Source organism: Mesorhizobium sp. L103C119B0 (genome assembly GCF_000502235.1).
Classification (GTDB): Bacteria; Pseudomonadota; Alphaproteobacteria; order Rhizobiales; family Rhizobiaceae; genus Mesorhizobium.
In genome coordinates, this window is record NZ_AYXE01000004.1 from 143182 (window position 1) to 168476 (window position 25295).

At 64.4% G+C, this 25295-nt stretch carries 23 protein-coding genes; 12 read left to right on the plus strand and 11 right to left on the minus strand.

Features of this window, described 5'->3' with window-relative positions:
• Nucleotides 1–13 precede the first annotated feature (13 nt).
• Nucleotides 14–514, plus strand: a complete 501-nt coding sequence (locus X728_RS158065) for a hypothetical protein (RefSeq protein ID WP_245259886.1) — start codon at nucleotides 14–16, stop codon at nucleotides 512–514.
• 140 nt (nucleotides 515–654) lie between these two features.
• Here the strand turns inward: X728_RS158065 and X728_RS158060 are convergent, their stop codons facing one another.
• Genes X728_RS158060 through X728_RS158050 form a run of 3 tightly spaced genes read right to left on the minus strand, consistent with a single transcriptional unit; the run spans nucleotide 655 to nucleotide 3415 of the window.
• Complete coding sequence (locus X728_RS158060) at nucleotides 655–1545, minus strand: ribokinase (protein ID WP_023831075.1); 891 nt, start codon at nucleotides 1543–1545, stop codon at nucleotides 655–657.
• Nucleotides 1542–2417, minus strand: coding sequence for a MurR/RpiR family transcriptional regulator (locus X728_RS158055; RefSeq protein ID WP_023730361.1), 876 nt, complete (start codon nucleotides 2415–2417; stop codon nucleotides 1542–1544). Before X728_RS158055 ends, X728_RS158060 begins: the two co-directional genes overlap by 4 nt.
• The gene (locus tag X728_RS158050) at nucleotides 2414–3415 is read right to left on the minus strand and encodes a sugar phosphate isomerase/epimerase family protein (RefSeq protein WP_023831076.1); all 1002 of its coding nucleotides are present in this window, start codon (nucleotides 3413–3415) and stop codon (nucleotides 2414–2416) included. Before X728_RS158050 ends, X728_RS158055 begins: the two co-directional genes overlap by 4 nt.
• Before the next feature lie 238 nt (nucleotides 3416–3653).
• On the opposite strand from X728_RS158050, the gene X728_RS158045 reads away from it, so the two are divergent.
• Genes X728_RS158045 through X728_RS158020 form a run of 6 tightly spaced genes read left to right on the plus strand, consistent with a single transcriptional unit; the run spans nucleotide 3654 to nucleotide 9510 of the window.
• A complete protein-coding gene (locus X728_RS158045; RefSeq protein ID WP_023831077.1) occupies nucleotides 3654–4256 on the plus strand; it encodes a CDP-alcohol phosphatidyltransferase family protein in 603 nt (200 codons plus the stop codon).
• Between the two features lie 38 nt (nucleotides 4257–4294).
• A complete protein-coding gene (locus X728_RS158040) occupies nucleotides 4295–6079 on the plus strand; it encodes a bifunctional alpha/beta hydrolase/class I SAM-dependent methyltransferase (protein ID WP_023831078.1) in 1785 nt (594 codons plus the stop codon).
• Nucleotides 6080–6083: 4 nt separating this feature from the next.
• Nucleotides 6084–7424 (plus strand): phosphatase PAP2/dual specificity phosphatase family protein, encoded by a 1341-nt coding sequence (locus X728_RS158035; protein ID WP_023695494.1) that lies wholly within the window; start codon nucleotides 6084–6086, stop codon nucleotides 7422–7424.
• A 10-nt stretch (nucleotides 7425–7434) separates the two neighbouring features.
• Complete coding sequence (locus tag X728_RS158030) at nucleotides 7435–7869, plus strand: hypothetical protein (RefSeq protein WP_023688985.1); 435 nt, start codon at nucleotides 7435–7437, stop codon at nucleotides 7867–7869.
• 3 nt (nucleotides 7870–7872) lie between these two features.
• Nucleotides 7873–8541, plus strand: coding sequence for a lysophospholipid acyltransferase family protein (locus tag X728_RS158025; RefSeq protein WP_023672504.1), 669 nt, complete (start codon nucleotides 7873–7875; stop codon nucleotides 8539–8541).
• A gap of 39 nt (nucleotides 8542–8580) precedes the next feature.
• Nucleotides 8581–9510 (plus strand): phosphatidate cytidylyltransferase, encoded by a 930-nt coding sequence (locus tag X728_RS158020; protein WP_031195140.1) that lies wholly within the window; start codon nucleotides 8581–8583, stop codon nucleotides 9508–9510.
• A 10-nt stretch (nucleotides 9511–9520) separates the two neighbouring features.
• Here the strand turns inward: X728_RS158020 and X728_RS158015 are convergent, their stop codons facing one another.
• The 6 genes from X728_RS158015 to X728_RS157990 all read right to left on the minus strand — a co-directional run bounded on the left by X728_RS158015 (nucleotide 9521) and on the right by X728_RS157990 (nucleotide 16416).
• Nucleotides 9521–11128, minus strand: a complete 1608-nt coding sequence (locus X728_RS158015) for an FGGY-family carbohydrate kinase (RefSeq protein WP_023705149.1) — start codon at nucleotides 11126–11128, stop codon at nucleotides 9521–9523.
• Between the two features lie 119 nt (nucleotides 11129–11247).
• Complete coding sequence (locus X728_RS158010; protein ID WP_023685460.1) at nucleotides 11248–11976, minus strand: SDR family oxidoreductase; 729 nt, start codon at nucleotides 11974–11976, stop codon at nucleotides 11248–11250.
• A gap of 28 nt (nucleotides 11977–12004) precedes the next feature.
• Nucleotides 12005–13264 carry an ABC transporter permease gene (locus X728_RS158005; RefSeq protein ID WP_023672500.1) on the minus strand — a complete coding sequence of 420 codons (1260 nt, stop codon included), beginning with the start codon at nucleotides 13262–13264 and terminating at the stop codon, nucleotides 12005–12007.
• On the minus strand, nucleotides 13261–14085 hold the full coding sequence (locus X728_RS158000; RefSeq protein WP_023688990.1) for an ATP-binding cassette domain-containing protein: 825 nt from the start codon (nucleotides 14083–14085) through the stop codon (nucleotides 13261–13263). The genes X728_RS158005 and X728_RS158000 overlap by 4 nt, the downstream gene beginning before the upstream one ends.
• A 153-nt stretch (nucleotides 14086–14238) precedes the next feature.
• Entirely contained in the window at nucleotides 14239–15303 is a 1065-nt protein-coding gene (locus X728_RS157995) for a sugar ABC transporter substrate-binding protein (RefSeq protein ID WP_023672498.1), read from the minus strand.
• 228 nt (nucleotides 15304–15531) lie between these two features.
• The gene (locus tag X728_RS157990; RefSeq protein ID WP_023695498.1) at nucleotides 15532–16416 is read right to left on the minus strand and encodes an AraC family transcriptional regulator; all 885 of its coding nucleotides are present in this window, start codon (nucleotides 16414–16416) and stop codon (nucleotides 15532–15534) included.
• A gap of 309 nt (nucleotides 16417–16725) precedes the next feature.
• On the opposite strand from X728_RS157990, the gene X728_RS157985 reads away from it, so the two are divergent.
• The 4 genes from X728_RS157985 to X728_RS157970 all read left to right on the plus strand — a co-directional run bounded on the left by X728_RS157985 (nucleotide 16726) and on the right by X728_RS157970 (nucleotide 20603).
• On the plus strand, nucleotides 16726–17787 hold the full coding sequence (locus X728_RS157985) for a maleylacetate reductase (protein WP_023831080.1): 1062 nt from the start codon (nucleotides 16726–16728) through the stop codon (nucleotides 17785–17787).
• Nucleotides 17788–18089: 302 nt separating this feature from the next.
• Nucleotides 18090–18971 (plus strand): zinc ABC transporter substrate-binding protein, encoded by an 882-nt coding sequence (locus tag X728_RS157980; protein ID WP_031195142.1) that lies wholly within the window; start codon nucleotides 18090–18092, stop codon nucleotides 18969–18971.
• 26 nt (nucleotides 18972–18997) lie between these two features.
• Complete coding sequence (locus X728_RS157975; RefSeq protein ID WP_023688992.1) at nucleotides 18998–19792, plus strand: ABC transporter ATP-binding protein; 795 nt, start codon at nucleotides 18998–19000, stop codon at nucleotides 19790–19792.
• Nucleotides 19776–20603 (plus strand): metal ABC transporter permease, encoded by an 828-nt coding sequence (locus X728_RS157970; protein ID WP_196814115.1) that lies wholly within the window; start codon nucleotides 19776–19778, stop codon nucleotides 20601–20603. Before X728_RS157975 ends, X728_RS157970 begins: the two co-directional genes overlap by 17 nt.
• Nucleotides 20604–21313: 710 nt before the next feature.
• Here the strand turns inward: X728_RS157970 and X728_RS157965 are convergent.
• The gene (locus X728_RS157965; protein ID WP_023824440.1) at nucleotides 21314–21667 is read right to left on the minus strand and encodes a cupin domain-containing protein; all 354 of its coding nucleotides are present in this window, start codon (nucleotides 21665–21667) and stop codon (nucleotides 21314–21316) included.
• 459 nt (nucleotides 21668–22126) lie between these two features.
• On the opposite strand from X728_RS157965, the gene X728_RS157960 reads away from it, so the two are divergent.
• Nucleotides 22127–24082 (plus strand): acyltransferase family protein, encoded by a 1956-nt coding sequence (locus X728_RS157960; RefSeq protein ID WP_023727022.1) that lies wholly within the window; start codon nucleotides 22127–22129, stop codon nucleotides 24080–24082.
• A gap of 50 nt (nucleotides 24083–24132) precedes the next feature.
• Here X728_RS157960 and X728_RS157955 read toward each other — a convergent pair whose 3' ends face one another.
• Complete coding sequence (locus X728_RS157955; protein WP_023831081.1) at nucleotides 24133–25125, minus strand: HNH endonuclease signature motif containing protein; 993 nt, start codon at nucleotides 25123–25125, stop codon at nucleotides 24133–24135.
• Between the last annotated feature and the right edge of the window lie 170 nt (nucleotides 25126–25295).

The window sequence follows — 25295 nt, forward strand, 5'->3', positions numbered from 1 at the left end:
TTGGGAGGGGATCATGCAAAGTGCATTGGCGAAGTTCATCATGGCAAGTTCCGTTCTGGCCGCGCTGCAAGCCGCGCAGCCGGCTTTTGCCGCGTCCTGCAACTGGAGCGCCAAGATGGAAGAAGACGAAGGCGGCAGCGTGCTGACGGCTTCGGTGTGCGGCGGACCGAAGGCCGATGCGCATCTGATGCTCGTCTGTTTCGACAAGCCGGTGCTGAGCTACGATCTGGGTGCGGCCGGCCAGCAGCTGGAGCCCGGCATCAGCGCTTCCTTCACCTTCAAGGGCGGTGACAAGAGCGTGACCAAAAAGCTCGACCTCGAGGCCATGTATAATTACTTCACGGCTGAGCTGAGCAAAGACGATCCACTGCTCGGCCTGTTGCGCGGCAAGGGCGACGTCACGGTTACGGCCGACAAATATGGCGAGAACAGCTTTCCGCTGACCGGCTCGAGCGCGGCCATCGGCAAGGTGCTGACGCAGTGCGGCAAAGGTTCGGCCGGCGACGCGGACTGAAGCTCCCTACTTTCGACCACGCAGCTTGGTCCCGCGCCTCCGTCAGGGCAAAGCCAAGCAGGTTCTCGCCGCGCCCGGTTTGCCGTTTCGCTCATCGACGGGGGCACGGGTTTTGGAGGCGCAACATGCGGCCTGAGTTTTCAACGCGAGCTGCGCTCTCCCTCCGGTGTCGCCACCAGCGAGGCGGCGGCGGCATTGGCAGTGGCAATCGCCGCTTCCACCGGATGGCCACGCGCGAGGCCTGCCGCGAAGGCGCCGACGAATTCGTCGCCGGCGCCATGGGTGCTGACGACTTTTACCGGAATGGCCGCCAGCGCGAAGGCCGCGCCGATCCGGTCGCAATAGGCGACGCCTTCGCCGCCGGCGGTGACGATCGCCGATGGGTAGGTATCGATCAGCCGCCGCGCGGCTTCGGTTGCGCCGGCGAGCGTATCGACGACCGGAACGCCGGCCAAAAATTCCGCTTCGATGGCGTTGACGATGACGATGTCTATCAGCGCGGTCAATTCGGCCGACAGTGTTCGCGCCGGTGCGGCGTTGAGCACAACGCGGCCTCCGGATGCCCTCACCGCGCGCGCGGCAGCGATGTTGGCGGCATCGGGCACTTCGTTCTGCAGCAACAGCATTGCCGTCTGTACCACCACCTCGCCCGCAGCCGCGATGTCATCACTGCCCAGGGTGAGATTGCTGCCGGAGACGATCACCGCACCATAGTCGCCATCGCTGTCGAAGATCGCCACGCTGATGCCGGAGCCTGCGCCTGCCGCCACGCGCACGAAGCGGCGATCAACGCCGGCGCGATCGAGATTGGCCAGCAACGCCGTGCCGAAATCGTCGTCGCCGACGGCGCCGATCATCGCCGCGCGCACGCCGGCGCGTGCCGCCGAGACCGCCTGGTTGCCGCCCTTGCCGCCGCATTTCGGCTGCCAGGCATGGCCGGTCACAGTCTCGCCCTTGCGCGGACGGTCGGGCGCGTCGACCATAATGTCGTAGTGCAGGCTGCCGAAGACGGTGACCAGCGGAACCGTCATGTGCCGCGGTCTTTTCGCTTCGAGGTGACCGCCGACATGGTGCGGCCGAGATTGCGCTCCGCCGCCTGGTAGTCGCGCTGCGCCACCGCCACGAACAGCGCGTCGAGGATGTTGAGCTGCGCGATGCGGGCCGCCGCGTTCTCGCCCATCAGCGGCGATCCCTGCGCCGTCGAGCACAGCACGATGTCGGCAATCCGGGCCAGCGGCGAGTTGTCGTAGTTGGTGATGGCCAGCGTGCGGGCGCCGCTCTTGCGGGCAAGATGGATGGCGTCGATGACGGCCGACGTGTTGCCGGAATGCGAGAAGCCGACGGCGATGTCGTCGGCGCCGAGGAGCGAGGCCGACATCAGCATCATGTGCGAGTCGTCATAGACAGACGCGCGGATGCCGATGCGCAGGAATTTGTGCGAGACGTCGCGGGCGATCTGGGCGGAGCCGCCGACGCCATAAAAATCGCGGTTCCTGGCGCGGTAGAGCAGATCGGCGGCACGGTCGAAATCGTCCATGTCGAGGATCGCGAGCGTCTCCTCCAGCGCCTGGATCGAGGTGCGGAACACTTTCTGCACGATCTCGGCCGAGCTGTCGTCGACCGACAGTTCCTGGTGCATCTCGGCGGTCGGCAGGCGGCTGTATTCATAGACGGCGGTGCGAAAGTCGCGGTAGCCGGAGAAGCCGAGTTTCTTGGCGATCTTGACCACCATCGCCTCCGACACGCCGGCCTCCTCGGCGATCTGCTTGAGCGGAATGGTCTCGTCGAAACCGCGCCGGCCGAAGACGGTTTCCACCACCTTGGCCTCAAGCGGGGTGAGATGCGGCATCATCATGCGGATGCGCGGCCCCACGGCTTTCAGATCGAGATTGCTCAACGTCATCCACGTCCCCTCGTCTCCGGCCCGAGCATGGCTTCCTGGACGATAGCCTGCGACGTCACGGCGTCCTGGCTGGCCATCGCGGCGGACAGGCGGTTATCCTTCTCCAGCCGGTCGACAACGCGCAGCAGGCGCTTGACGGTGGCGATGTTGACTTCGCATTCGCGCACCGGATCGAGCCCGGTCATGTCGGGGAAAGTGTCGAAGTAGATGGCGCCGGCGTAGCCGTCGCGACGGATCTGGCACAGCAGTTCGATGGTCTGCAGCGTGTGCACCGCGCCGACCATCAGGCCGTCGTCGCGCTTGGCATAGCCATCGTTGAGATGGACGCCGAGCAGCTTGCTGTGGCGAGCGATCAGCGCCGCGGCGAAGGCCGGCTGTTCGTCGGCATAGAGCACATGGGCGAAATCGAGCGTGACGCCGAGATTGGGTAGGCCGACCTCGCGGATCGCCAGCAAGGTGGTCGCCGCATCCGGCATCAGCGAGTAGGAGCGCGGTTCGTTAGGCTTGTACTCCAGGCTGATCTGGCAGCCGGGATCATGCGCGGCAACTTCACGAATCCCCTCGATTTCGTGCTGCCAGAGCGTCGCATAGTCAGTTTGAAATGCATAGTCGAAGCCATCCTGGCCCAGCCACAGCGTCATCAGACTGGCGCCGGCCGCGCGCACCGCATCGATACCGGCCTTGGTCAAGTCGATGGCTTCGCGGCGCACCGCTGGGTCCGGATTGGTGAAGGCGCCGAGCTTGAAGGCCGGATTGGAGTAGTAACGCATGGCAAAGCCATTGATGGAAAGCCCGAGATCGCCGAGCCTTCGGGGGATTTCAGCCGGCTTTTCACTGAGATGGTCGGGGAAATTAAGATCAAGATCGGTCAGCCCGTCGACCTTGGCCGCGCGGGCTGCCATCTGCAGCATGGACGGCTTGCCGGTGAGATCAGGCCATTCGGCTTGCGGCCGCGAGGCGAAGGAATTCAGGCGGGTGGCGAAGCGACTGTTTGTCATGATCGACCTTTCAGTGATTTACTTCACACAAATACGAATATTTGTAAAGTTCTCATTTGCGAGACGGTTTGTAGCGCGCAACATCCTGCTTGGCCGAGATCTTCGGCTCCGCCTCAGCATCCATTTCGGGAGTTTCGAGTCCCGCAACGGTGCGGATACTGGTGCGAGCCCTTGCGCCCTGCCTGCCGATTGACCAATCTCGCCGACACTGTCATGAGCCGCGGTTGGGGGATCGCACATGCCAACGCTTTATCAACTGAAACCGGCCTTTCAGGCCAGGCTGCGGCCGTTGGCCGACCGGCTGGCCGATGCTGGCGTCACCGCCAACCAGATTACGCTTCTCGCCGCAGCACTGTCTATCGCCACAGGCCTGGTGGTCACTGCCTTTGCCTTCCATCTCCTGGTGTTCCTGTTGATGCCGGTGGTGCTGTTCGTGCGCATGGCGCTCAACGCCGTTGATGGGATGCTGGCCAGGGAACATGGACAAGCGTCGAAACTCGGGATGTATCTCAACGAACTCTGCGACGTCGTCTCGGACCTGGCGCTGATCCTGGCCTTTGCTCCGCTGTTCCCGGCCTGGGGTGTCGTTGCCTTCGCTATTACCGCCATGCTGGTCGAGTTCGCCGGCGTGCTCGGCGTCGCCGCCGGCAGCGGGCGCAACTATGCCGGGCCGTTCGGCAAGAGCGACCGAGCCCTGGTGCTCGGCGTCATCGCCTTCCTCATCGCCTGCGGCCTGTGGTTCCAAGCGATTGTGCCCTTTGTGTTTCCGGTCATGGCTACACTGTCAGTCGTAACCGCCATCAACCGGATACGCGGCGGCCTTAGAGCGGGCGGCGCATGATGCCAAAGCGTCAGGCACCCGACCGCCAGAGGGAAACCATGATCCACCAGACCATTGCAGCCGGAGCACCGGCAAGCCTCGAGCGCATCGCGCTGGAGCGCACGTTCAAGAGCCATGACGGCACCGAGATCTTCTACCGCTACTGGCCGGCCGCCGGGTCGACGCCAAAGGGTGCGATCCTTCTGTTCCATCGCGGCCACGAGCATGGCGGCCGCATGGCGCATCTGGTCGACGAACTCGCCATGCCCGACCATGCCTTCTACGCCTGGGACGTGCGCGGCAATGGCCGCTCGGCCGGGGAGCGCGGCTATGCGCCATCCTTTGCCGCCCTGGTTCGTGACATCGACTGCCTGGTGCGTGAGATCGGCCGGGATGGTTTTGGCCAGCGCGACATCGCGCTGATCGCGCAGTCGTTCGGCGCCGTGCTGGCTGCTGCCTGGGTGCATGACTATGCGCCCGACATCCGCGCGCTGGTGGTGGCTTCACCGGCCTTTTCGGTCAAGCTCTACGTGCCCTTCGCCAAAGAGGGCATTGCGCTGTGGCAGAAGCTCAAGGGCCGCTTCTTCGTCAATTCCTACGTCAAGGCGAAGTTCCTGACGCATGATGCCGAGCGCATCGCTTCCTTCGACGCCGATCCGCTGATCACGCGACCGATCGCCTCCAACATCCTGGTCGAGCTTTACGACCACGCTGCCCGCATCGTCTCGGACGCGCGCGCCATCACCGTGCCGACGCAGCTCTTGATCTCCGGCAGCGATTGGGTGGTGCGGCATGGACCGCAGCACGAGTTCTTCGTCAATCTCGGCAGCAGCGCCAAGGAGCGGCATGTGCTGCCCGGCTTCTTCCACGACACGCTGGGCGAGCGCGATCGCAAGCAGGCGCTGGACCTGATCCGGCCATTCCTCGAAAAGCAATTTGCCACGCCGGAGAAAACCATCGACTTGCTTCAGGCCGACCGCGCCGGCTACACCCGCGACGAGGCCGAGAGGCTGGCCTCGCCGCTGGCGCTGCTGTCGCCAAAGGGTATCTACTGGGCGATAAGCCGCGCCTCGATCGGCATCGGCGCCTGGCTGTCTTCGGGCATGAAGATTGGCATCGCCACCGGCTTCGATTCCGGCTCGACGCTCGACTATGTCTACGAGAACGACGCGCGCGGCATCGGCTTCATCGGCCGCATGATCGACCGCACCTTCCTCGACGCCATCGGCTGGCGCGGCATCCGCCAGCGCAAGCTGCATCTGGAAGAGCTGATCGGCAACGCCGCCGCCAGCCTGAAGGCAGCCGGCCGTCCCGTCCACATGCTCGACATCGCCGCCGGTCACGGCCGCTATGTGCTCGATGCCGTCGCCAAATGCACTGAACCACCAGCAAGCGTGCGGCTGCAGGATTATTCCGAGCTCAATGTCGGGTTGGGTTCGAAGCTGATCGCCGAGCGGCGTCTGCCGACCAGCGTCAGCTTCCACCAGGCCGACGCCTTCGATGCCGACATGCTGGCCGGGCAAAAGCCGGCGCCGGACCTCGCCATCGTCTCCGGGCTTTACGAATTGTTCGCCGACAACACGATGATTTCCCGCTCGCTCGGCGGGCTGGCCAGCGCCATGCAGTCCGGCAGCCTGCTCGTCTACACCAACCAGCCATGGCATCCGCAGCTGGAGATGATCGCGCGCAGCCTGACCTCGCATCGCGGCGGCCAGGCCTGGGTGATGCGGCGGCGCACGCAGGGCGAGATGGACCAGTTGGTGACGGCTGCCGGTTTCGAAAAGATCGACCAGCGCATCGACCAATGGGGCATCTTCACCGTCTCGGTCGCACGGCGCGTCTGAGACCATGGCCCTGCCTGTCACTGACCCTGCCCCGGCGCGGGAACCCTATTTGGGCATCGTGCTGAGGGCCGCCCTTTGGCTGGCGCTGCTGGCGCCGTTCTTCTATTCGACCTATGGCTTTGCCAACTGGCTGGCGTCGCGGCGCGACCATGTCGGCAGCATCATGTTTGCCTGGGAACACGCCATCCCTTTCGTCGCCTGGACGATCGTGCCCTATTGGTCGATCAATCTGTTCTACGGCCTATCGCTGCTGCTCAACACGACCAGGCGCGGTGTCAACCGGCTCGCCGGCCGTTATCTCTCGGCGCAGATCATTGCCGTCGCCTGCTTCATCGCGTTCCCGCTGACGGCGACATTCGTGCGGCCGGAAACCACCGGCCTGCCGGGTTTCCTGTTTGCAGTGCTCGGTGGTTTCGACAAGCCGTTCAACCAGGCGCCATCCCTGCACATCGCACTCCTGGTGATCATCTGGGACCATTGGCGTCACGTTCTGGCACGTCACCGTCTCGGCGGCATTCTCCGCCCGGTCTGGCACGTCTGGTGCTTTCTCATCGGCGCCTCGGTGCTGACGACCTGGCAGCATCATTTCATCGACATTCCGACCGGCGCCCTGCTCGGCCTGTTTGCGCTGTGGCTGTTTCCGTCCAAGGGCGAGCTGCCATTCTGGGGTTTTCGGTTGACCGCCGACCCAAGGGCGCGGCGGCTGGCGGGTTATTACGGGCTGGGGGCGGCCCTTGCCCTGGCCGGCGCTGCCGAGGGCGCGTTGGTCTCCGCCGATTTTCTCATCCTGTTGTGGCCGGCATTGGCGCTGGCCATCGTCGCCTTCGGCTATGCTGGGGCCGGCGCCAAAGTGTTCCAGAAGGCAGCCGATGGTAGCGTCTCACTGGCCAACCGTATCCTGCTCCTGCCCTACCGGCTTGGCGCCCGGATCAATGTGTGGGTATGGACCCGCCAACTGGCGCCGCAAGCGGAGATCACCGACGGTGTTTTCCTCGGCCGGTTTCCGAGTGCCGACGAGGCCAACCGCTTCGGCACAGTGATCGACCTTGCCGGCGAGATGGAACGGCCGCGCGGCGTGACCTGCCGCTGGATCAGCTACGCGATGCTCGACCTCGTGGCGCCGCCTCACGACAGGCTGGAGCGAGCGGTGGCGGCGATCGAGCTGGCGCGCCGGCGCGGCACCGTCCTGGTCTGCTGCGCGCTCGGCTTCCAGCGCAGTGCAGCCGTCGTCGCCGACTGGCTGGTTGTGACCGGACGCTCGCACACTGCCGCGCAGGCGCGCAGGAAACTCGCCGCATTGAGCCGGCCCGTGCATCTTCAGATCGGGCTGGAAGAACCGACATGAGTTGGCCGGCATGAGTGGCGAGAATTTTCCCGAGAACGCCGAAATATTCGCCGCCGGACTGATGGTGCAGGCGGTGTGGCCGATCCTGCTCGTGGTGGCGGCTGTGATGGCAGCGCCGGTCATCGGCCTGGTGGCCGGGCCGCAGACGACAGCGCTGTCCGCGGCGGCCTGGCTGGTCACGGCGGCGAGCGCCGTGGCCACGCTGGCTCTTTCGGCCTTGCTTTTGTTCGATGCGCTGCTGTTCCGGCTGATGGCAAGCCACGCCAGCGAGGCCGCCGGGGGTGCCGCGGTCGACGATGTGCTGGCGCGCATGCGCCTGAAATCCACCACTGCCGGCGGCCGCTCGCTCGACCATCGCATGGCAGGCACGCGCCGCCTGCTGACAAGGCAGCGCATGGCGCTCGCCATGTTTGCTGCGGCATCCCTTTTCGCAGCATTTGTTTGAGCCATGACAAAACTTCACCTGCGCGCCAACACCTTCACCTTGCTGCAGACGGTGACGTCGGTCGGCCTGTCGGCGGCGGCCTGGGTGGTAACCGGCGTCAGACCAATCTGGAACGGCAGCCAGCCGTCGGAGCGGCAGCGCATCTACTTCGCCAACCATGCCAGCCATGGTGATTTCATCCTGCTGTCGGCCTGTCTGAGTGAGAAGGTGCGCGCCCGGACCCATGCGATCGCGGCGGCCGAATATTGGGGCAAGTCGCGGCTGCGCCGCTTCATCGCGCAGGACATGCTGTCGTCCGTGCTCATCCACCGGCAGTGGACCGACGAAACGCAACACCCGATCTCGATCATGCTGTCGGTGCTCGACGACGGCCACTCGCTGATCCTGTTTCCCGAAGGCACTCGCAACACGACGGAGGCGGATCTGCTGCCGTTCCGCTCCGGCCTCTACAATCTGTCGATGGCGCGGCCCGATGTCGAACTCATCCCGTGCTGGATCGAGAACATGTCGCGCGTGCTGCCCAAGGGCCAGTTCCTGCCGGTGCCGCTTCTGTGCCGCGTCGTCTTCGGTCCGCCGGTGGCGATCGCGCCCGGCGAAGAACGCCGCACCTTCCTCGAGCGCGCGCGCCAGACGCTGCTGTCGCTCAACCCGCGTCCCGATCGGGACCACTAGCATGACCAGGCAAAGAGACTTCGTATGACACTGCCGCCAATGCATGAAACCGTCATCCTGCTGGCCGGCCTGATCTGCGTGCTGACCATGGCGAGCATCGTTGCCGGTATCCTCTCATGGCGGGCGCCGAAGCCGCTGCCCTCGACGCTCGTCAACTTGAACCAGCGCATCAACGCCTGGTGGGTGATGGTGCTGGCGATCACCGTCGCCTTCTTCTTCGGCCGCACCGGCATGACCATCCTGTTTGCGCTGATCTCGTTTGCCGCGCTGCGCGAGTTCGTGACGCTGACGCACAGCCGGCGCAGCGACCACTGGGTGCTGCTCGGCATGTTCGGCATCATCATTCCCTTCCAGTACTGGCTGGTGTGGACCGCCTGGTACGGGCTCTTCACCATTTTCATCCCCGTCTACTGCTTCCTCTTGATGCCGGCGGTCACCGCGCTCAACGGCGACACCGAGCGCTTCCTCGAGCGCGTGTCCGCGCAGCAATGGGCGGTCATGATCTCGGTCTACTGCGTCAGCCATGTGCCGGCGCTGCTGACCCTCAACGTGCCCGGTTTCGAGGGCCGCAACCTCCTGCTCATCGCCTTCCTGATCATCACCGTGCAAGGCAGCGACGTGCTGCAATACATTTTCGGCAAGCTGTTCGGCAGGCATCTTCTGTCGCCCTCCGTCTCGCCCTCGAAGACCTGGGAAGGGCTGGGCGGCGGGCTGGTGGCATCGAGCCTTCTCGGCGCGCTGCTGTCGTTCCTGACGCCGTTCTCGCCGCTGGCGGCGGCAGGCGTCGCCTCCATCGCCTGCCTGATGGGGTTCCTCGGCGGGCTGGTGGCGTCGGCGATCAAGCGCGACCAGGGCGTCAAGGACTGGGGTCACCTGATCGAGGGTCACGGCGGCATGATGGACCGCGCCGACAGCCTGGTCTTCGCCGCACCGGTGTTCTTCCACATCGTCCGCTATTTCTGGACGTGAGCGAAGCCGTTCAATCGCGGATGGCCCGGCCTGCCTGCTGCAGCAATTCGAAGGCGGCGAAGCGCTTGTCGTGCCAGGGCACGAGGTCGCCACCGGCCGGGCGATAGATGTCGCCGATGCGCGACATGCCGGTCATCGCCGCGATCACATCGGGAAATTTTTGCGCCGCCACCGCAGCCAATATGGCTGAGCCGAGCAGCACCGGTTCGGGCGAGGTCGAACCGGCGACGGTCAGGCCTGTGGTGTCGGCCAAAAGCTGACGTACCAGCTCGCTTTGCGCCGCACCGCCGCTGACGACGATAGTGTCGATGGCAATGCCTTTTTTGGCCATCGCCGCCAGGATCTGGCGAACGCCGTAGCCGATGCCCAGCAGGCCGGCGACATAGAGCGCGACCAGACTGTCGAGGGACGTGTCCATGCCAAGCCCGGCGATCAGGGCCTTGGACTCAGGATCGGCGAAGGGCGAGCGGTTGCCGAGGAATTCCGGCACGACATGCAGTCCATCGGCTAGGTGCGCTACTGCGGACAGGTCGGCGGACTGTTTCGCCGCCTGCTGACCAAGCCAAGCGGTCAGGCCGAGACCTTCCGCCTTGGCTTTTGCGGATGCCTCAGCCGTGGCCGGATGGAAAGCGACGAGGTGGTCGATTGCAGCACCCGCCGCCGATTGCCCGCCTTCATTGAGCCAAAGCCCCGGCACCATCGAGGAAAAATACGGACCCCAGACGCCGGGCACGAAGGCCGGCTCGCTGGTGCTGGCCATGGTGCAGGCCGAAGTGCCGAACACATAGGCCATGCGCGACTGCAAGGTGCCGACCGAGCCCTGCCCGCCAACCGTGCCGACTCCCCCGGCATGGGCATCGATCAGGCCGGCCGCAACCGGCGTTCCCGGCAGCAGGCCGAGATCGGCCGCGGCGGCCTCAGTCAGGCCTTGGGCAAGCGCGGTGCCGCCCTCGACGATCTCGGTGCCGATGCGGGCAAAGCCTTCATCGGCGAGCGCGCCGAGGCCGATGGCGCGGAAATAGGCTTCGTCCCAGCGCCGCTCGTGGCCGAGATAGGTCCATTTGCAGGTCAGCGTGCAGATCGAACGCCCCAGGCTGCCGGTCGAGCGCCAGGTCAGATAGTCGGTGAGGTCGAAGAAATGCTCGGCGGCATCGAAGGTGGCGGGCAGGTTTTCGCACAGCCACAACAGCTTCGGCGTTTCCATCTCCGGCGATATGGTGCCGCCGACATAATCGAGCACGGCGTGCTTGCCGGCATTGATGCGCTGCGCCTGATCGAGCGCACGATGGTCCATCCAGACGATGATGTTGCGCTGGGCATCGCCGGAATGGCCGACCGGCAACGGCGCGCCGTCCTTGCCGACCACGACCAGCGAACAGGTGGCGTCGAAGCCGATGCCGGCAATGTCGCGCCCAGCGAGCCCCGACTTGGTCACCGCCTCGCGCACGCTGGCGCAAACCGCACGCCAGATGTCCTCGCTCGACTGTTCGGCGATTTCGCCGGGCTCGATGAACAGAGCGATGTCGCGCTTCGCCGAGGCAAGCATGGCGCCCTTGCTGTCGAACACCCCCGCCCTGGCACTGCCAGTGCCGACGTCGATGCCGAGGAAGTGGGACATGGGGAACCTCAGAAGTTAGGCAGTAGGCAGTAGGCAGTAGGCAGTAGGCGAGATGGTCAGCAGTGAACGGCCAGTTGCAAGAGCCTCTCCCCATTCCCTACTGCCTAATGCCTACTGCCTCACAAATCATTGCTCTGCGGCAGGATCACCAGGTCCCGGATGGTGACGTTCCGTGGCCTAGTCAGCATGAACAGCACGGCTTCGGCGACCTCGACCGGTTGAATCAGGCCGCCCTTGGCCAGTTCATCCTCAAGCTTGTCCTTCGGCCAGTCGCTGATCAGCGCTGTCACCACCGGCCCCGGCTGCACCGCGCCGACGCGCAGGCCGTGCGGGGCGACCTGGCGGCGCACCGTATGGACGAAGGCCTGCACGGCGTGTTTCGACGCTGTGTAGATCGGCTCCCAGACCACGGGCACCAGTCCGGCGATCGAAGACGTGACGATGATGTCGCCGGTCTTGCGTTCGACCATATGCGGCAGCACGGCGTGGATGGAACGAAAGACCGCATTGATGTTGAGGTTCAGCATGCGGTCCCACACATCGGGGTCGCCTTCGAGCACCGGGCCGCCGACATAGGCGCCGGCATTGGCGTGGAAGATATCGAGCGGGCCGGCCTTGTCCAGGATTTGCGGCATCATCGTCGCGACGCTGGCCGGCTTCATCAGATCGATCACCAGCGGGATCGCGTCGGGACCGAGTTCGGTGCAGACGCTTTTCAGCGCGTCTTCGGCGCGGTCGACGAGCACAACGCGAACGCCGGCGGCAATCAGCGCTCTCGCGCATTCCAGGCCTATGCCCGACGCGGCGCCGGTGATCGCCGCGACCTTTCCACTCAAATCCTGAGCCATTCTATCCTCGTATCGATTGCGGTTGCGTTCAGGCGCGGCCGTGGGAAACCCGCGAGCGGCGTGCCAGGGAGTCGACGATGACCGCAATTGCCAGAACGGCGCCGGTGATCATGTAGCGAAGCGACGATGACAGATCGAGCAAGGTCAGCCCGCTGGCGATCGACTGGATGACGATGATGCCGAGCAGCGCGGAATAGGCGCTGCCACGGCCGCCAAACAGGCTGGTGCCGCCTATGACCGCCGCCGCAATGGCGTTGAGGTTGACGTCGCCGGTGCCGGCCTGCTGGCTGGCCGAGGCCAGTCGCGCCGCCGACAGCACGCCGCCGAGGGCGGCAAACATCGAGCACATGACGAAGGCGCTGAGGTAGATCGAGCGCACCTTGATGCCGGCGCGGCGCGCCGCTTCGCGGTTGCCGCCGACGGCGGTCATCGAGCGGCCCCATTGGGTGCGGGTCAGCGCATAGTTCATCGCCACCACCAGGCCGACGAACAGGCCGAACATCCACGGTATGCCGCGCGCCTGGTTGAGATAGCCGACGATCAGTTCGAGCAGGATGGTCAGGGCGGCGACGCGCACGATGAGGCCGCCGACAGACGGCGCCGACAAATTGACGGCCCGGCGGCGGCTGACGGTGCGCAGGCCGCTGATCAGCATGACGATGCCGGGCAATGCCGCCAGTGCATAGGACAGCCAGTCCGGCATGACCAGCAACTGGCCGAAATTCACCAGGTTCGAGCCATAGGGCAGATTGATCGAGCCGGTGGAGCCCAGAATATACAGTTGCAGGCCGAGCACGGCGAGCAGGCCGGCGAGCGTCGAGACGAAGCTTGGCATGCCGAGCCGGTTGAACAGCAAGGCATAGAGCGCGCCGATGAAACCGCCGACGGCAATCGCGGCGAGGATGGCGAGCGCCACCGGCCAGCCCTGGTTGACCCACAGCGTGCCCACCATGGCCGAGGCAAAGCCGCTGATCGAGCCGACCGACAGGTCGATCTCGCCGACCATCAGCACGCAGACTATGCCGAGCGCGATGACGCCGACGGTCGAGCAGTCGAACAACAGATTAACGAGGTTGCTCGACGAGACGAACACCGGATTGAGGGCGGTGAACACGCTCCAGATGATGACCAGGCCGACGATGACCGGCAGCGAGCCGAGGTCGCCGGAGCGGACGCGGTCGAAGAAGGCGCTGATGGCGCCACCGACGCCGGCCTGGTGCTTGACGCGGACGTCGCTGCGGTCGAGCGCCGTCGACGAAGAGGTGTCCTGCTTGGGCTCCGCGCTCATGGCCGCTGCTCCTGGTTGTGCGCTTGTTCGGCGGCCTTGCGCCGTTCGGCGCGGCGCGACACTGCATTGTTGGCGGCGCCGGTGATGGCGCTGACCAGTTCCTGGTTCGAGGCGTCGGGTTCGAAGACGCCGTTGTTGCGGCCGAGCCTGAGCACGACGATGCGGTCGGCGACGGCGCGCACGTCCTCCATATTGTGACTGATCATCAGCACGCCGAGCCCACGCTCGCGCACCCGGTCGATGAGGTTCAGCACTTCCGCCGTCTGGGCGACGCCAAGAGCGGCGGTCGGCTCGTCGAGCAGGATGACCTTGGGGTCGAGCAGCAGCGAGCGGGCGATCGCCACGGTCTGGCGCTGGCCGCCGGACAGCGAGGCGACCGCCTCGCGGACGCTTGGAATACGCGCCGACAATTCGTTGAGCAGCGTCCAGGCGCGAATTTCCATCGCCACCTCGTCCAGCCGCAGCGGGTTGATCTCCTTGCCTAGAAAGATGTTGGCGACGACGTCGAGGTTTTCGCACAGTGCGAGATCCTGGAAGACGGTGGCGATGCCGAGCGTCAGCGCGGCGCTCGGGTCGGGCATCGTCACTTGCCTGCCGCGGAAATTGATGGTGCCCGAGCTCGGCTGGTGGACGCCGGCCAGAATCTTGACCAGCGTCGACTTGCCGGCGCCATTGTCGCCGACCAGCGCCACCACCTCGCCGGCATGGACATCGAGATCGATATCGGTGAGCGCCGAAACGGCGCCGAAATTCTTCGAGATGCCGCGCAGGCTGAGCACCAGCTCGCCTGCCGAAACCGGTCCGTCAGAGATGTCAGACATGGTGGCAAACCTTTCCGGATGGGCGGTCAAGAGTGACTGCGAACTTCCGGCCGCCGCAAGGGCGGCCGGAAAGCAGGATCAGGATTCTAGGTCATCCTTTTATGCATGTCGTTATCCCAAAACCGCTGCGCACTTTTGGGGCGACCTGCATTGTCACTTTGTGATGCCGAGCTTCTTGCAGCCTTCGGCATAGCGGTCGACGCAAAGCTCTTCGGCGGTGTTGATCTTCTTGTCGATGATCTCGGCCTTGAGGTTTTCCTGCGTCACCACCGCCGGCGTGAACAGCTGCGACGGGGTGTCGTAGAGGGTCATTTCGGCCTTCGGCGTCTCGCCCGACAGAAGCTGGACGGCGACGTTGGCTGCAGCCGCCGCAACGATCTCGCTCGGCTTGGAGATGGTGTTGTACTGGTCGCCGGCGATGATCAGCTGCAGGGCGGCGATGGTCGCATCGTTGCCGGTCACCGGCGGCACCGGATCGACACCGGCGGCCTTGAAGGCGGCGATGGCGCCACCACCGGTGCCGTCATTGGCCGCAACGACGCCGACGATCTGCGTGGAGAAGCGGGTGATCTGGCCGCTTGCCCATTGCTGCGCCTTCGGCGGCGCCCATTCCGGCGTGTCGTATTCGGCAAGGATCTTGTAGCCGCTGTTGTCGAGGCTGGAATGGATGCCCTTCTTGATCAGCCCGGCGGCCGCGTCGGTCGGCGATCCGTTGATCTGCAGCAGGCCGCCGCTGGCGGGGTCGACCTTCAGCGCCTTGAGGTGTTCGACGAGCGAGTCGGCAATGGCCTTGCCGATGCCTTCATTGTTGAACGAGACGTAGAAGTCGGCAGGTGCGGTCGGGATCGGGCGATCATACGCGATGACCTTGACGCCTTGGCTCTGCGCCAGCTTGACCAGCGAGGCGGCGGCGGTCGAGTCGACAGGGTCGAGCACGATCGCCTTGGCGCCTTGCGAGATCACCGAGTTGAACTGCTGCTGCTGGCGCGAGGCGTCGGCATCGGCGTTCTGGTAGATCACCTTGCAGCCGGGGCAGAGTTTTTTCATCTCGGCGACGAAGCCGGGATAGTCGTGCTGCTCGTAGCGCGTCGAGGCCTGGTCGGGCATCAAGAAGGCGACCGTGGCGTCGGTAACCGGGGCGGCAAAGGCAGCGGTGCCGCCAAGAAGAGAAAGAGTGAGCGCGATGGCTCCCGTCGATTTCCAGGCAAATCTGGTCATTTCGATAGCTCCGTTTCAAGGAATGGTTTCATGAAGCCTTGGACACCACATGGCGCCGGGCCTTGACTGCAGTCGGCTGTTGCGAGGAACAACGGAGCACTTGATCCGTGCTGCGCATCCTCTTGATATCTCTGGATTTCGGGACAAGCGATCTCCAGCACGGGGCGCCTCCAACGCACCCCGCGTTCTTACCTCAGTAAATGTCTAGGCTCCTCCCGGTCCTCCCTGTTAGGCGGCAATCTCCGCGCTGACGTTTTCCGCCAGCAGGGCCCTGAAGCGCGAAGGCGACATGCCTTTCTGGGTCAGGAACTGGCGGTTGAAATTCGAGATGTTGTTGTAGCCGGCGGCGTAGCAGATCTCGGTGATCGGCATGTCGGCCTCGCTCATCAGCAACTGGCAGGCAAGGTTGATGCGCAGCCGGTTGACGTACTGAACCAGCGCCATGCCGGTATGACGGCGGAAGCTGCGCGAAAACGCGCTCGGGCTGCGCCCGGCAATCGCCGCCAGATCGCTTTCGCTGAACGGCTCGGTCAGGTTGGCGTTGATAAAGGCAAGCGCCTTGTTGACGCCGGCCGACATGAAGCCTGAGGGATCCGGCAGATAGCTGGCGCTGGTCAGCGTCCGTACATCGGCGGCGCGGCTCAGAATATCGATCAGCTCCATGAACAGCGCGATGCGGCGAACGCCTTGCGCCTCGACTAGTTCGGCCAGCACAGGTGCGGCGAGCTTGGCGGTAGCGGTGGAGAACAGCGCGCCGCGGCGGCTGAGCTCGAGAATGTTTTCACAACCGGCAAGTTCCGGCAACGCGGCGGTGGCGTCTGCGATGAACTCTTGCGAGAATTGCACGACGCGGCCGCGCAGCGGCACGCTGGCGCCTGCCGGCACGTCGCTAACCCAATTGTGCGGCAGGTTCGGGCCAGTGAGCACGAGATTGCCGGGCTCGAACTCGCCGATGAAGTCACCGACGAAATAATGGCCCGTGGTGGCGACGACGTGATGGATTTCGTATTCGGGGTGGAAGTGCCAGCGCACCGTGTGGAAGGGGTAGCCGTGGGCCCAGGCCTTGAACGACTCGCCGCGTCTGATCTGGACGACTTCCAAGTCCGGATTCATGTCAGTTCCTCCCGGCGCCGGTCCGGTCATGCGACCAGTTGCAGTGCCATCTCCCGCAGGCCGCGTTTGCCGCTCTCTGCAGTGATCGAAGCTTAGGCGGCAATTCATGCAGCCGCCACCACGGTGTGTCCACCTCACTGATACTTTTTTGACGTTTTTGTGGTCAAGGCGATACGTTTGCGAGTACGCGGGAGAGATCAGGCCCCGCTTGCGAGACGGTGACGACGCAAACGATGTCGCCGGCGGCGAGAGCTGGTCGCTCGATTTCGGCTCCGTCACAGTGATAATATGCAAAGGGAGCGGATCGGCATGACAAGGACGTTCACCTACTCCGGCAGCCCTGCGCATATTGTCTTCGGCAATGGCGCGTCGTCCGAGGTGGGCACCTGGATCGAAAAACTCGGCTGCAATCGCGCGCTGGTGCTGTCGACGCCGCATCGGGCTGCCGACGGCGAGGCGCTTGCCAAATCCCTCGGCGCGCTGGCGGCCGGCACCTTTTCGGGCGCCGCCATGCACACGCCGGTCGAGGTAACCCAAACGGCAATGGCCAAGGCGACCGAGGTCAACGCTGACTGCGTTGTCGCGCTTGGCGGCGGCTCGACCACCGGTCTCGGCAAGGCGATCGCCTGGCGCACCGACCTGCCGCAGATCGTCATCCCGACCACCTATGCCGGCTCGGAGGTGACGCCGATCCTCGGTCAGACCGAGAACGGCGAAAAAACCACAATGCGTGACGCAAGGATCCTGCCGGAAGTGGTGATCTACGATCCAGAGCTGACCGTCGGCCTGCCGATAGCGATGAGCGTCGCGTCAGGACTCAACGCCATGGCGCACGCGGCCGAAGCGCTTTACGCGCAGGATCGCCATCCGATTTCCACCCTGATGGCGAAAGAAGGATTGCGCGCCATGACGGCGGCGCTGCCGGTGTTGACCAAGGAGCCTGGAAATATCGATGCACGCGGCGATGCGCTTTACGGCGCCTGGCTGTGCGGTACGGTGCTCGGCGCCGTCGGCATGGCGCTGCATCACAAGATCTGTCACACGCTGGGCGGCTCTTTCGACATGCCGCATGCCGAGACGCATGCGGTGATGTTGCCGCACACGATCGGCTTCAACGCCGTCGCGGTGCCCGACTTGTTGAAGCCGGTCGCCGACTTGTTTGGCGGCAGCGCCGGTAGCGGTCTCCACGATTTCGCCAGGGCGGTCGGCGCGCCCCTTACATTGAAAGAACTCGGCCTCATGCAGGCCGATCTCGACCGCGCCGCTGAGATCGCGACCAGGAACCCATACTGGAATCCGCGGCCTTTCGACCGCGCCGCAATCCGCGCCCTGTTGCAGGACGCGTGGGAGGGAAGGCGTCCGCAAAACTGACGGCAACAAGCAAGGAACTTACCCGCCGCGAATTCATCAGGATACCGCCACGACCGGTGTGCTCGCGGCGGCCTCGCGGTGCCGGCGATCGCCTGCCCTTTCGCATATAGCCGACAGGCATGAGTGGCTCCGCCTGATCGGCGCAGGCCGCTCACGGTTTTGTGCGCGTGAAAAACTGCGCGGCTCGAAAAGCCCATTGACATCAGCCGTATTTTCGACGCAAACGTTATATTGTTACTGTTATACAGTTACACAGCCCGCCTCTCCGGCGACATACATTTCAGACTGCAAGGAGACCACGGATGCGTCGCATTCCCTTTCTCGCCGCGCTGCTCGTCGCGGTGCCGCTTTTGACCGGCACGGCTGCCCGCGCCGAAGACAAGCTGACCATCGTGGCGGCCGAGAATTTCTATGGCGACCTTGCCCGCCAGATCGGCGGCAGCAACGTCACCGTCACCAGCATCCTGGCCAATCCCGATGACGATCCGCATCTGTTCGAGACCAGCCCGTCGACGGCGCGCACCATCGCCGACGCCAAGATCGTCATCTACAACGGCGCCGACTACGATCCGTGGATGGACAAGCTGCTGTCGGCCTCGACAGCCAAGGATCGCACGACCATCGTCGCCGCCGACCTGATCGGCAAGAAGTCGGGCGACAACCCGCATCTGTGGTACGACCCGGCGACGCTGCCGGCCATCGCCAAGGCGCTGAGCGCCGACCTTGCCAAGCGCGATCCGGCCAATGCCGTGTATTATGAGGCGAACCTGAAGGCATTCCAGACCTCGCTCGAGGCCATTGACAAGGAAATCACCGACGTCAAGAACACCTATGCCGGCACCGAGGTGACGGCTACCGAGCCGGTCTTCGGCTACATGGCGGAAGCGCTCGGTCTCAAGATGCTGAACTACGATTTCCAGGTGGCCTTGATGAACGATGCGGAGCCGAGCGCCACGCAGGTGGCGGCGTTCGAAAACAGCCTGAAGGACGGCTCGGCCAAGATCCTGTTCTACAATTCGCAGGTGACCGACGAGGCAACGACAAGGCTGCTCGACATCGCCAAGCAGAACAAGGTCACGGTCATCGGCGTCACCGAGACGGAACCGGCGGGCCAGACGATCCAGACCTGGTTGGGCGGCCAGATCGACGCGGTCCAGAAGGCGCTCGCCGCCCGCACACAATGAATGTGACTGCGAATGAATGTGACTAAATGAACGCAATCGAATTCGACAAGGTCACGCTGACCTATGGGGGACGCCGGGTTTTATCCGACGTCTCCTTTTCTCTACCGCAAGGCGCCTTTGTCGGCCTGCTCGGCGCCAATGGCGCCGGCAAGACGACGATGCTGCGCGCCATTCTCGGCCTGATCAAACCGGCCGGCGGCGCCATTTCGGTGCTTGGCAAATCGCCGACGCGCGGCAACGCCGACATCGGCTATATGCCGCAGGCGCGGCGCGCGCTTGGCGATGTCGGCGTCAGCGGCCTCGACTTCGTGCTGAGTGCCGCCGGCGGGCATCGCTGGGGCTGGCCCGTCGCATCGGCTGCCGAGAAGGAGGCGGCGTGGAAGGCACTTGAAGAGGTGGGCGCCGGCAGCCTCGCGCGCCGTCCCTTGGGCGAGCTTTCCGGTGGCGAGCGCCAGCGCATCCTGATCGCGCAATCCTTGATCGGCAATCCGCAACTGCTGCTGCTCGACGAGCCGCTGATCAGCCTCGATGCAGGCCATCAGCGCGCGATCATCGACCTGGTGCATCAGATCGGCGAGCGGCTCGGCATTGCCGTGCTGTTCTGCTCGCACGAGATCAACCCGCTGCTGCGCGCCGTCGACCGCGTGCTCTATCTCGGCAACCGCAAGGCGGCGATCGGCTCCGTCGACGAGGTCATCAGCGGTCCGGTGCTGTCGAAACTCTACGGCACGCATATCAATGTGGTGCGGGTTGCCGGCCGCATCTTCGTCATGGCCGACGATGTCGAACTGGAGAGCGGGGCGCATGTCCACGATCTTTGACTATGAATTCATGCGCAACGCCTTCTATGCCTGCACCATCGTCGGCATCGTTTCGGGCGCGGTCGGCTATTTCCTCGTGCTCCGGGGCCAGACCTTCGCCGGTCATGCGCTCTCCCATGTCGGCTTTCCCGGCGCCACCGGCGCCGGCCTGATCGGGCTGTCGCCGTTTCTCGGCCTCACCGTGTTTACCGTCGCCGCCGGCATCGGCATCGGCCTGCTCGGCGAACGCGCGCATCGCGACGTCGCCATCGGCATCGTTTTGACGCTGTCGCTCGGCTTGGGCTTGCTGTTTCTGCATTTCTACACCGCCTTCGCCTCGCAGGCGACCAACGTGCTGTTCGGCAATGTGCTGGGCATCAGCCTGCGCACCGTTATCGTGCTTGCGGTGCTGGCGGTGGCGATCCTTGTCGCGCTTTTGCTGATCGCGCGGCCGCTGCTGTTCGCCAGCCTGCAGCCGGAACTCGCCGAAGCGCGCGGCGTGCCGCTCACTCTTGTCTCGACCCTGTTCATGGTGCTGGTCGCCGTCGCCACGTCCGAGGCGGTGCAGATCGTCGGCGTGCTGCTCGTCTTCGCGCTGATGGTGGCGCCTGCAGCCACCGCGCTCAGGCTTACCAGCGGCGTCGGAGCCGGCGTGCTGGCGTCCATCGCGCTTGCCGTGATCATCGCCTGGATCAGCCTGACGCTCGCCTTCCTGACCGACTGGCCGACGAGCTTCTGGATCACGGCGCTGGGCGCGGCGGCCTATGTCGTCAGCGGCATGGTCCGGCGCCCGTCGGTCCGAGAGACTCAGAGCGCCGACGCAGGCCCCTGAGGCTTGCCCTCCGGCGGGTCGATCGGGCCGGCTGGAGTGCAAAACTGACGTGAGGGAAATACACCCAAAAAAAGTCAGGTTTACAAACCGGCTCCTGAAACGTTTCAGCCGCGAAAGACAAATTCATCCAATCGCCTAGATCGCGACCTCTGTCGCGCCAAAGGGCCGCTCCGGAGCGGCCGGAACACCCGGAACATTTCAAGTGCATTTTGTAGCGGCGAATGGCTTGCGCGAGGCCGGTTGGAAGCTGGCCGGGAGGTGCAAAGGCGACCCCCCGCGGCCATCGCGGGCGGCGTTGACAGACCGCGGTGCTGCATGCGTATAGCAAGCCATGGGTCACGCCCATGGCCGTGGCGGTTGAGACGGGGCTGGGGGGTTTCGTAACAACAGCATTGACGGCCCGGCGCCGGACGGGCGGCATGCACTCTCGAAGTGCGCCGCTCGCTCTTGGCTGACGCGCCGGCGACCCGGCAGCAGACCTGGCCTGCGTTCTCTCGACCAGGCTCCGCAGAACGCCATCGTCTCAGCTTTTCGATCCGCATCGGTTCGAAGCGAACGAGGTGACGCCCTCTTAACCGATATTCGCTTCGCTACGTCCCCCTCCCCCTGCTGGGCGAGGGGGACGCTGGCGATGAACCGCGCCGGCCGACGTGTATCGGCACGGATCAGACACCCCTGACGACGCGATCAAGCAAGCTTGACGACGTCGATCAAGTAAGCTTGACGACGAAGTGCTTGGTTACCGGCTCGATGATCTGCCAGGTGCCCTTGAAATCGGCTTCGACCACGAACGCATCGCCCGGACCGACCTCGACCGGCGTGCCGCCATCGGGCGTGATGATGATGCGGCCGGCGATCATGTGCACGAACTCATAGTCGGTGTAGGTGGCGTGATAAGTGCCGGGCGAGGCCCGCCAGGTGCCCGACAGCACCTTGCCATCGGCGGTGGTGTGCTGCACGGCGGTCTGCATGGTCGGTCGGCCCGCCACAACGATCCAGCCCGGCAAGTCGCCGCCCTCGGCATGCTCGACAGCGCCGAATTTGAAAATGGTGGTGTTGGTCATGGGAGGCTCCGTTTGAATTGCATGGCTGCCGGTTGGATAGCCGATGCGTGTGACGGGGGCAACGCAAGGGCCGACCCCGGATGTCGGAGATTTGGCGAAGGAGGCGGGGAGCTAATCTCCCCCATCGAGGGGGAGATGTCGCCGAAGGCGACAGAGGGGGTCGCCGCGCGTGGAGCGCCTGCCTTCACTTGCAGGATTGGGCCAGTCCGGTCGAACCGACCCCCTCTGGCCTGCCGGCCATCTCCCCTCAAGGGGGGAGATCAGCGGCGTCGCCTCCTCCAATGTTGCACTGCGTTAGATTTGTTGCATTGCGATATCGACCCATAGGGCGGAGTCTTCGTCCGACTGTCAACGGTTGCAGCGCCGTGTCCCGTTGGGCGCAAAGCTGCCGCACGTATGATCCCGGCGCGATCGTTACTCGCCGAGGCGGGGTCATGCACCAGCACGAGGTGGCAAATCGTGTCAGCATCGTTCCGGCCCGATATCGAAGGACTGCGTGCCTTGGCGGTGGCAGGCGTGATCGCCTTTCATTTCGGCTTCACCGGCCTGCCCGGCGGCTTCACCGGCGTCGACATCTTCTTCGTCATCTCGGGCTATCTGATCACAAAACACCTGCTTGCCGAAATCACCGAGACCGGGCGGCTCAACCTGTGGCGGTTCTATGCCAGGCGCGCTCGGCGGCTGTTGCCGGCGTCGCTGTTCGTCATCCTCGCCACACTGGTGGCCGGCGCCTTCATCCTGTCGCCGGAGGAACAATCGCTCTATTCCAAAGGCGCCATGTTCGCCTCGGCCTACATGATCAATCTGTGGCTGATCCGCTGGTCGTTCGATTATTTCGCCGCCGATGCGGCCAGCAACCCGTTTGTCCATTTCTGGTCGCTGTCGGTGGAGGAGCAGTTCTATGTCGCCTGGCCGGCGCTGCTTGTGCTGGCGGCATGGCTGCGCCCCGGCAAGCGCGGCGCGATCCTGGTGATCGGCATTGCCGGCCTCGTCTCGTTCGCCGTCTGCGCGTGGCTCACCACGGTCTCGCAGCCCTGGGCTTTCTATTTCTCGCCGCTACGCGCCTGGGAGTTCGCCGCCGGCGGACTGGCCAGCATGGTGCCGCAGCAAGTCTGGCAAAACCGCCCGCGGCTCGCCACGCCGCTGGCGTGGCTCGGCCTAGCGCTGATTGCCGGCGCCTATCTTTCCTTCAGCGACGAAACGCCCTTCCCGGGTTTCCTCGCCCTGGTGCCGGTGGCCGGCACCGTGCTGTTGCTGCTGGCAGGAGCGGCGCACGCGCAGCAGGAGAGCGCTAAGAAAAGCCCGATCGAGGCACTGGCGCTGGCGCCGCTGCAATGGGTCGGCAAACTCTCCTACTCGCTCTATCTCTGGCACTGGCCGGTGATCGTGTATGCCACGATGCTGACGCCGGAACTTTCGCCGCTGCAGCGGCTCGGCTGCTTGGCGCTGACGCTGGCGCTGTCGGGGTTCACCTATCATGTCATCGAAAACCCGATCCGCCGCAATGGCTGGCTGATGGCCAGTGCGGCGCGGGCGCTGGTGCCGGCCGTCCTCCTGACCGGCACCGGCGTCGCAGCCGCCTACGCCAATGCCAGGCTTGCCGTCCACGATCTGGACCCTGAGCAGCGCAGCATTGCCGCCAGCGCCGCGCAGCCGTCCACGGCGCGCGCGGCCGGCTGTATTCTCTCCTTTGAGACGGTGACGCCGAAGGCCTGCGTGTTCGGCAACAAGGACGCCGGGCGCTCGATTGCGCTGTTCGGCGATTCGCATGCCGACCACTGGTCGACGCCGCTGATCGAGGCGGCGGCCAAGAACAATTATCGCCTCGTCACCTATCTCAAATCGTCCTGCCGTGCCTCGCGGGTGACGACCTGGAACTGGCGGCTGAAGCGCGACTACACCGAATGCGACCAGTGGCGGGAGCAATCGGTCAAGGACATTATCGCGTTGCACCCGCACATGGTGGTGATCTCGGAATTCTCGATCGGCAATGTGATGAAGGAATCGCCCGAGGAACTGAAGCACGCCGATTGGAACGAGGAGTGGAAGGCCGGCCTGCGCTGGACGCTGGCGGCATTCAGCCGGGCCGGGATCAAGGTCGCGGTAATCCGGGACGTTCCCTACAATGGAAGCTATGCCGACAAATGCGTGGCGCGGGCGCTGTGGCGCGGGCAGGTGCCTGAAGTCTGCGACACGCCGAGGGACGCGGCGGCGAACGACGACATCGCCGCGGCCGAGCGCGACGTCGTGCGCAGCGTGCCCGGCGCCACCTATGTCGACCTGACCAGCCAGTTCTGCGACGCCCAAACCTGCCACGTGTTCATCAACGGCCAACTCGCCTTCCGCGACCGGCACCACCTGGCGACGCCATTTGCTGAATCACTGGAGCCGGTCTTGGAGAAGGCGGTGTTTTAGGGGGCGGCGAGGTAGGGGGACCTGACGGCTGACCGCTCAGTTGATGGGAGCTATGCCACAAACACATCCTCTCGATGGTGAGCGAGGTAAGCCTGCTGCGGCGGGGTGAAGGTGCTAGTGCGCCAGACGGCGGGGGCTTCGGCAAAGCCGAAACTCTGCATCACCAATTGCTCGAAACCGAGCCGCCGCAAATCAGTCTTGTCGACGCGCTGGGATATGAGGACCTGCCCGCTATCTTCAAAACTGATGAAGCCACGGTCAAAGAGGTGGTCGGCATCAGGCGTGAGGAGCAGCCTGTTCATGCCGTCCAAGCGCTCCTGCGCGGAAGCGCATAGGCGCCAAGGCTTGATGTGGCTTGCAATCAGCAACGAGGGATTGGTGACCCCTGTGAGTCGGCACGAGCGCTCCATGGCTTCGACATTGGAACGAAATTTACCTTGGCCGCGACGAGCTTGAATGACGCTCGTCTTTACAGTGTCCTCGAGTTGGAGGTCGTCTCGGATACGGCGCTCAACCACGTCCTCTAAAATTTCATTGACGACTTCGAAAGTGAGACTGTTTGCGCCACCACGCCTCAGAGCTTCGCGGTCGAAAGCTGTACCCGCGACAATTGTGTGAAACACCTCTTGCGATACGCTCGCGAGATAGGCGTTTTGACGGCCTGATCCGGAGTTTGGGTCGATGGGCGAGTATCGGGGAGGCAGAAGCGGACCCAATTCGCCAATTATGTCCGACGGGCGCACCGTCGGCAGGAGCGGCGCCCAATACACCGGGAGAAGCCAACCTTCCTCGTTCCAATTGGCTCCAGTGTTCTTGAACTCCGGTGGTTTCGGTGCTGTGAATGCAAACTCCGCTACCCGACCAATATAGCGCACGGCTTGACCGAAAAAAGACAACACGAGGTCACCAGGTGTCGCCCGACGCATATTTTTGTAGAACTCGCTGCGTGCCCCATTCTTCTGAGTTTTGGGCGACCAGAGATATTGCCCGTCGATCTCTTGGCGGGCGGTCTGACTGTGATTTACCCACCAGAATTGCGACATCGTTTTGGTTTTAATAGTTGCCGTCGGTTGGATAAGCTCTATTCGAGACCTGTCTCGCCTTCAAGCAGGGAGCCGACCTTATTGCCAGGTGCGACAGGCGGCGTAACTGCATCTTTCGGCGAGACACCAAGAAGAGCGTAGGGCGACGATAGTCGCCGCCCCCACCCCGC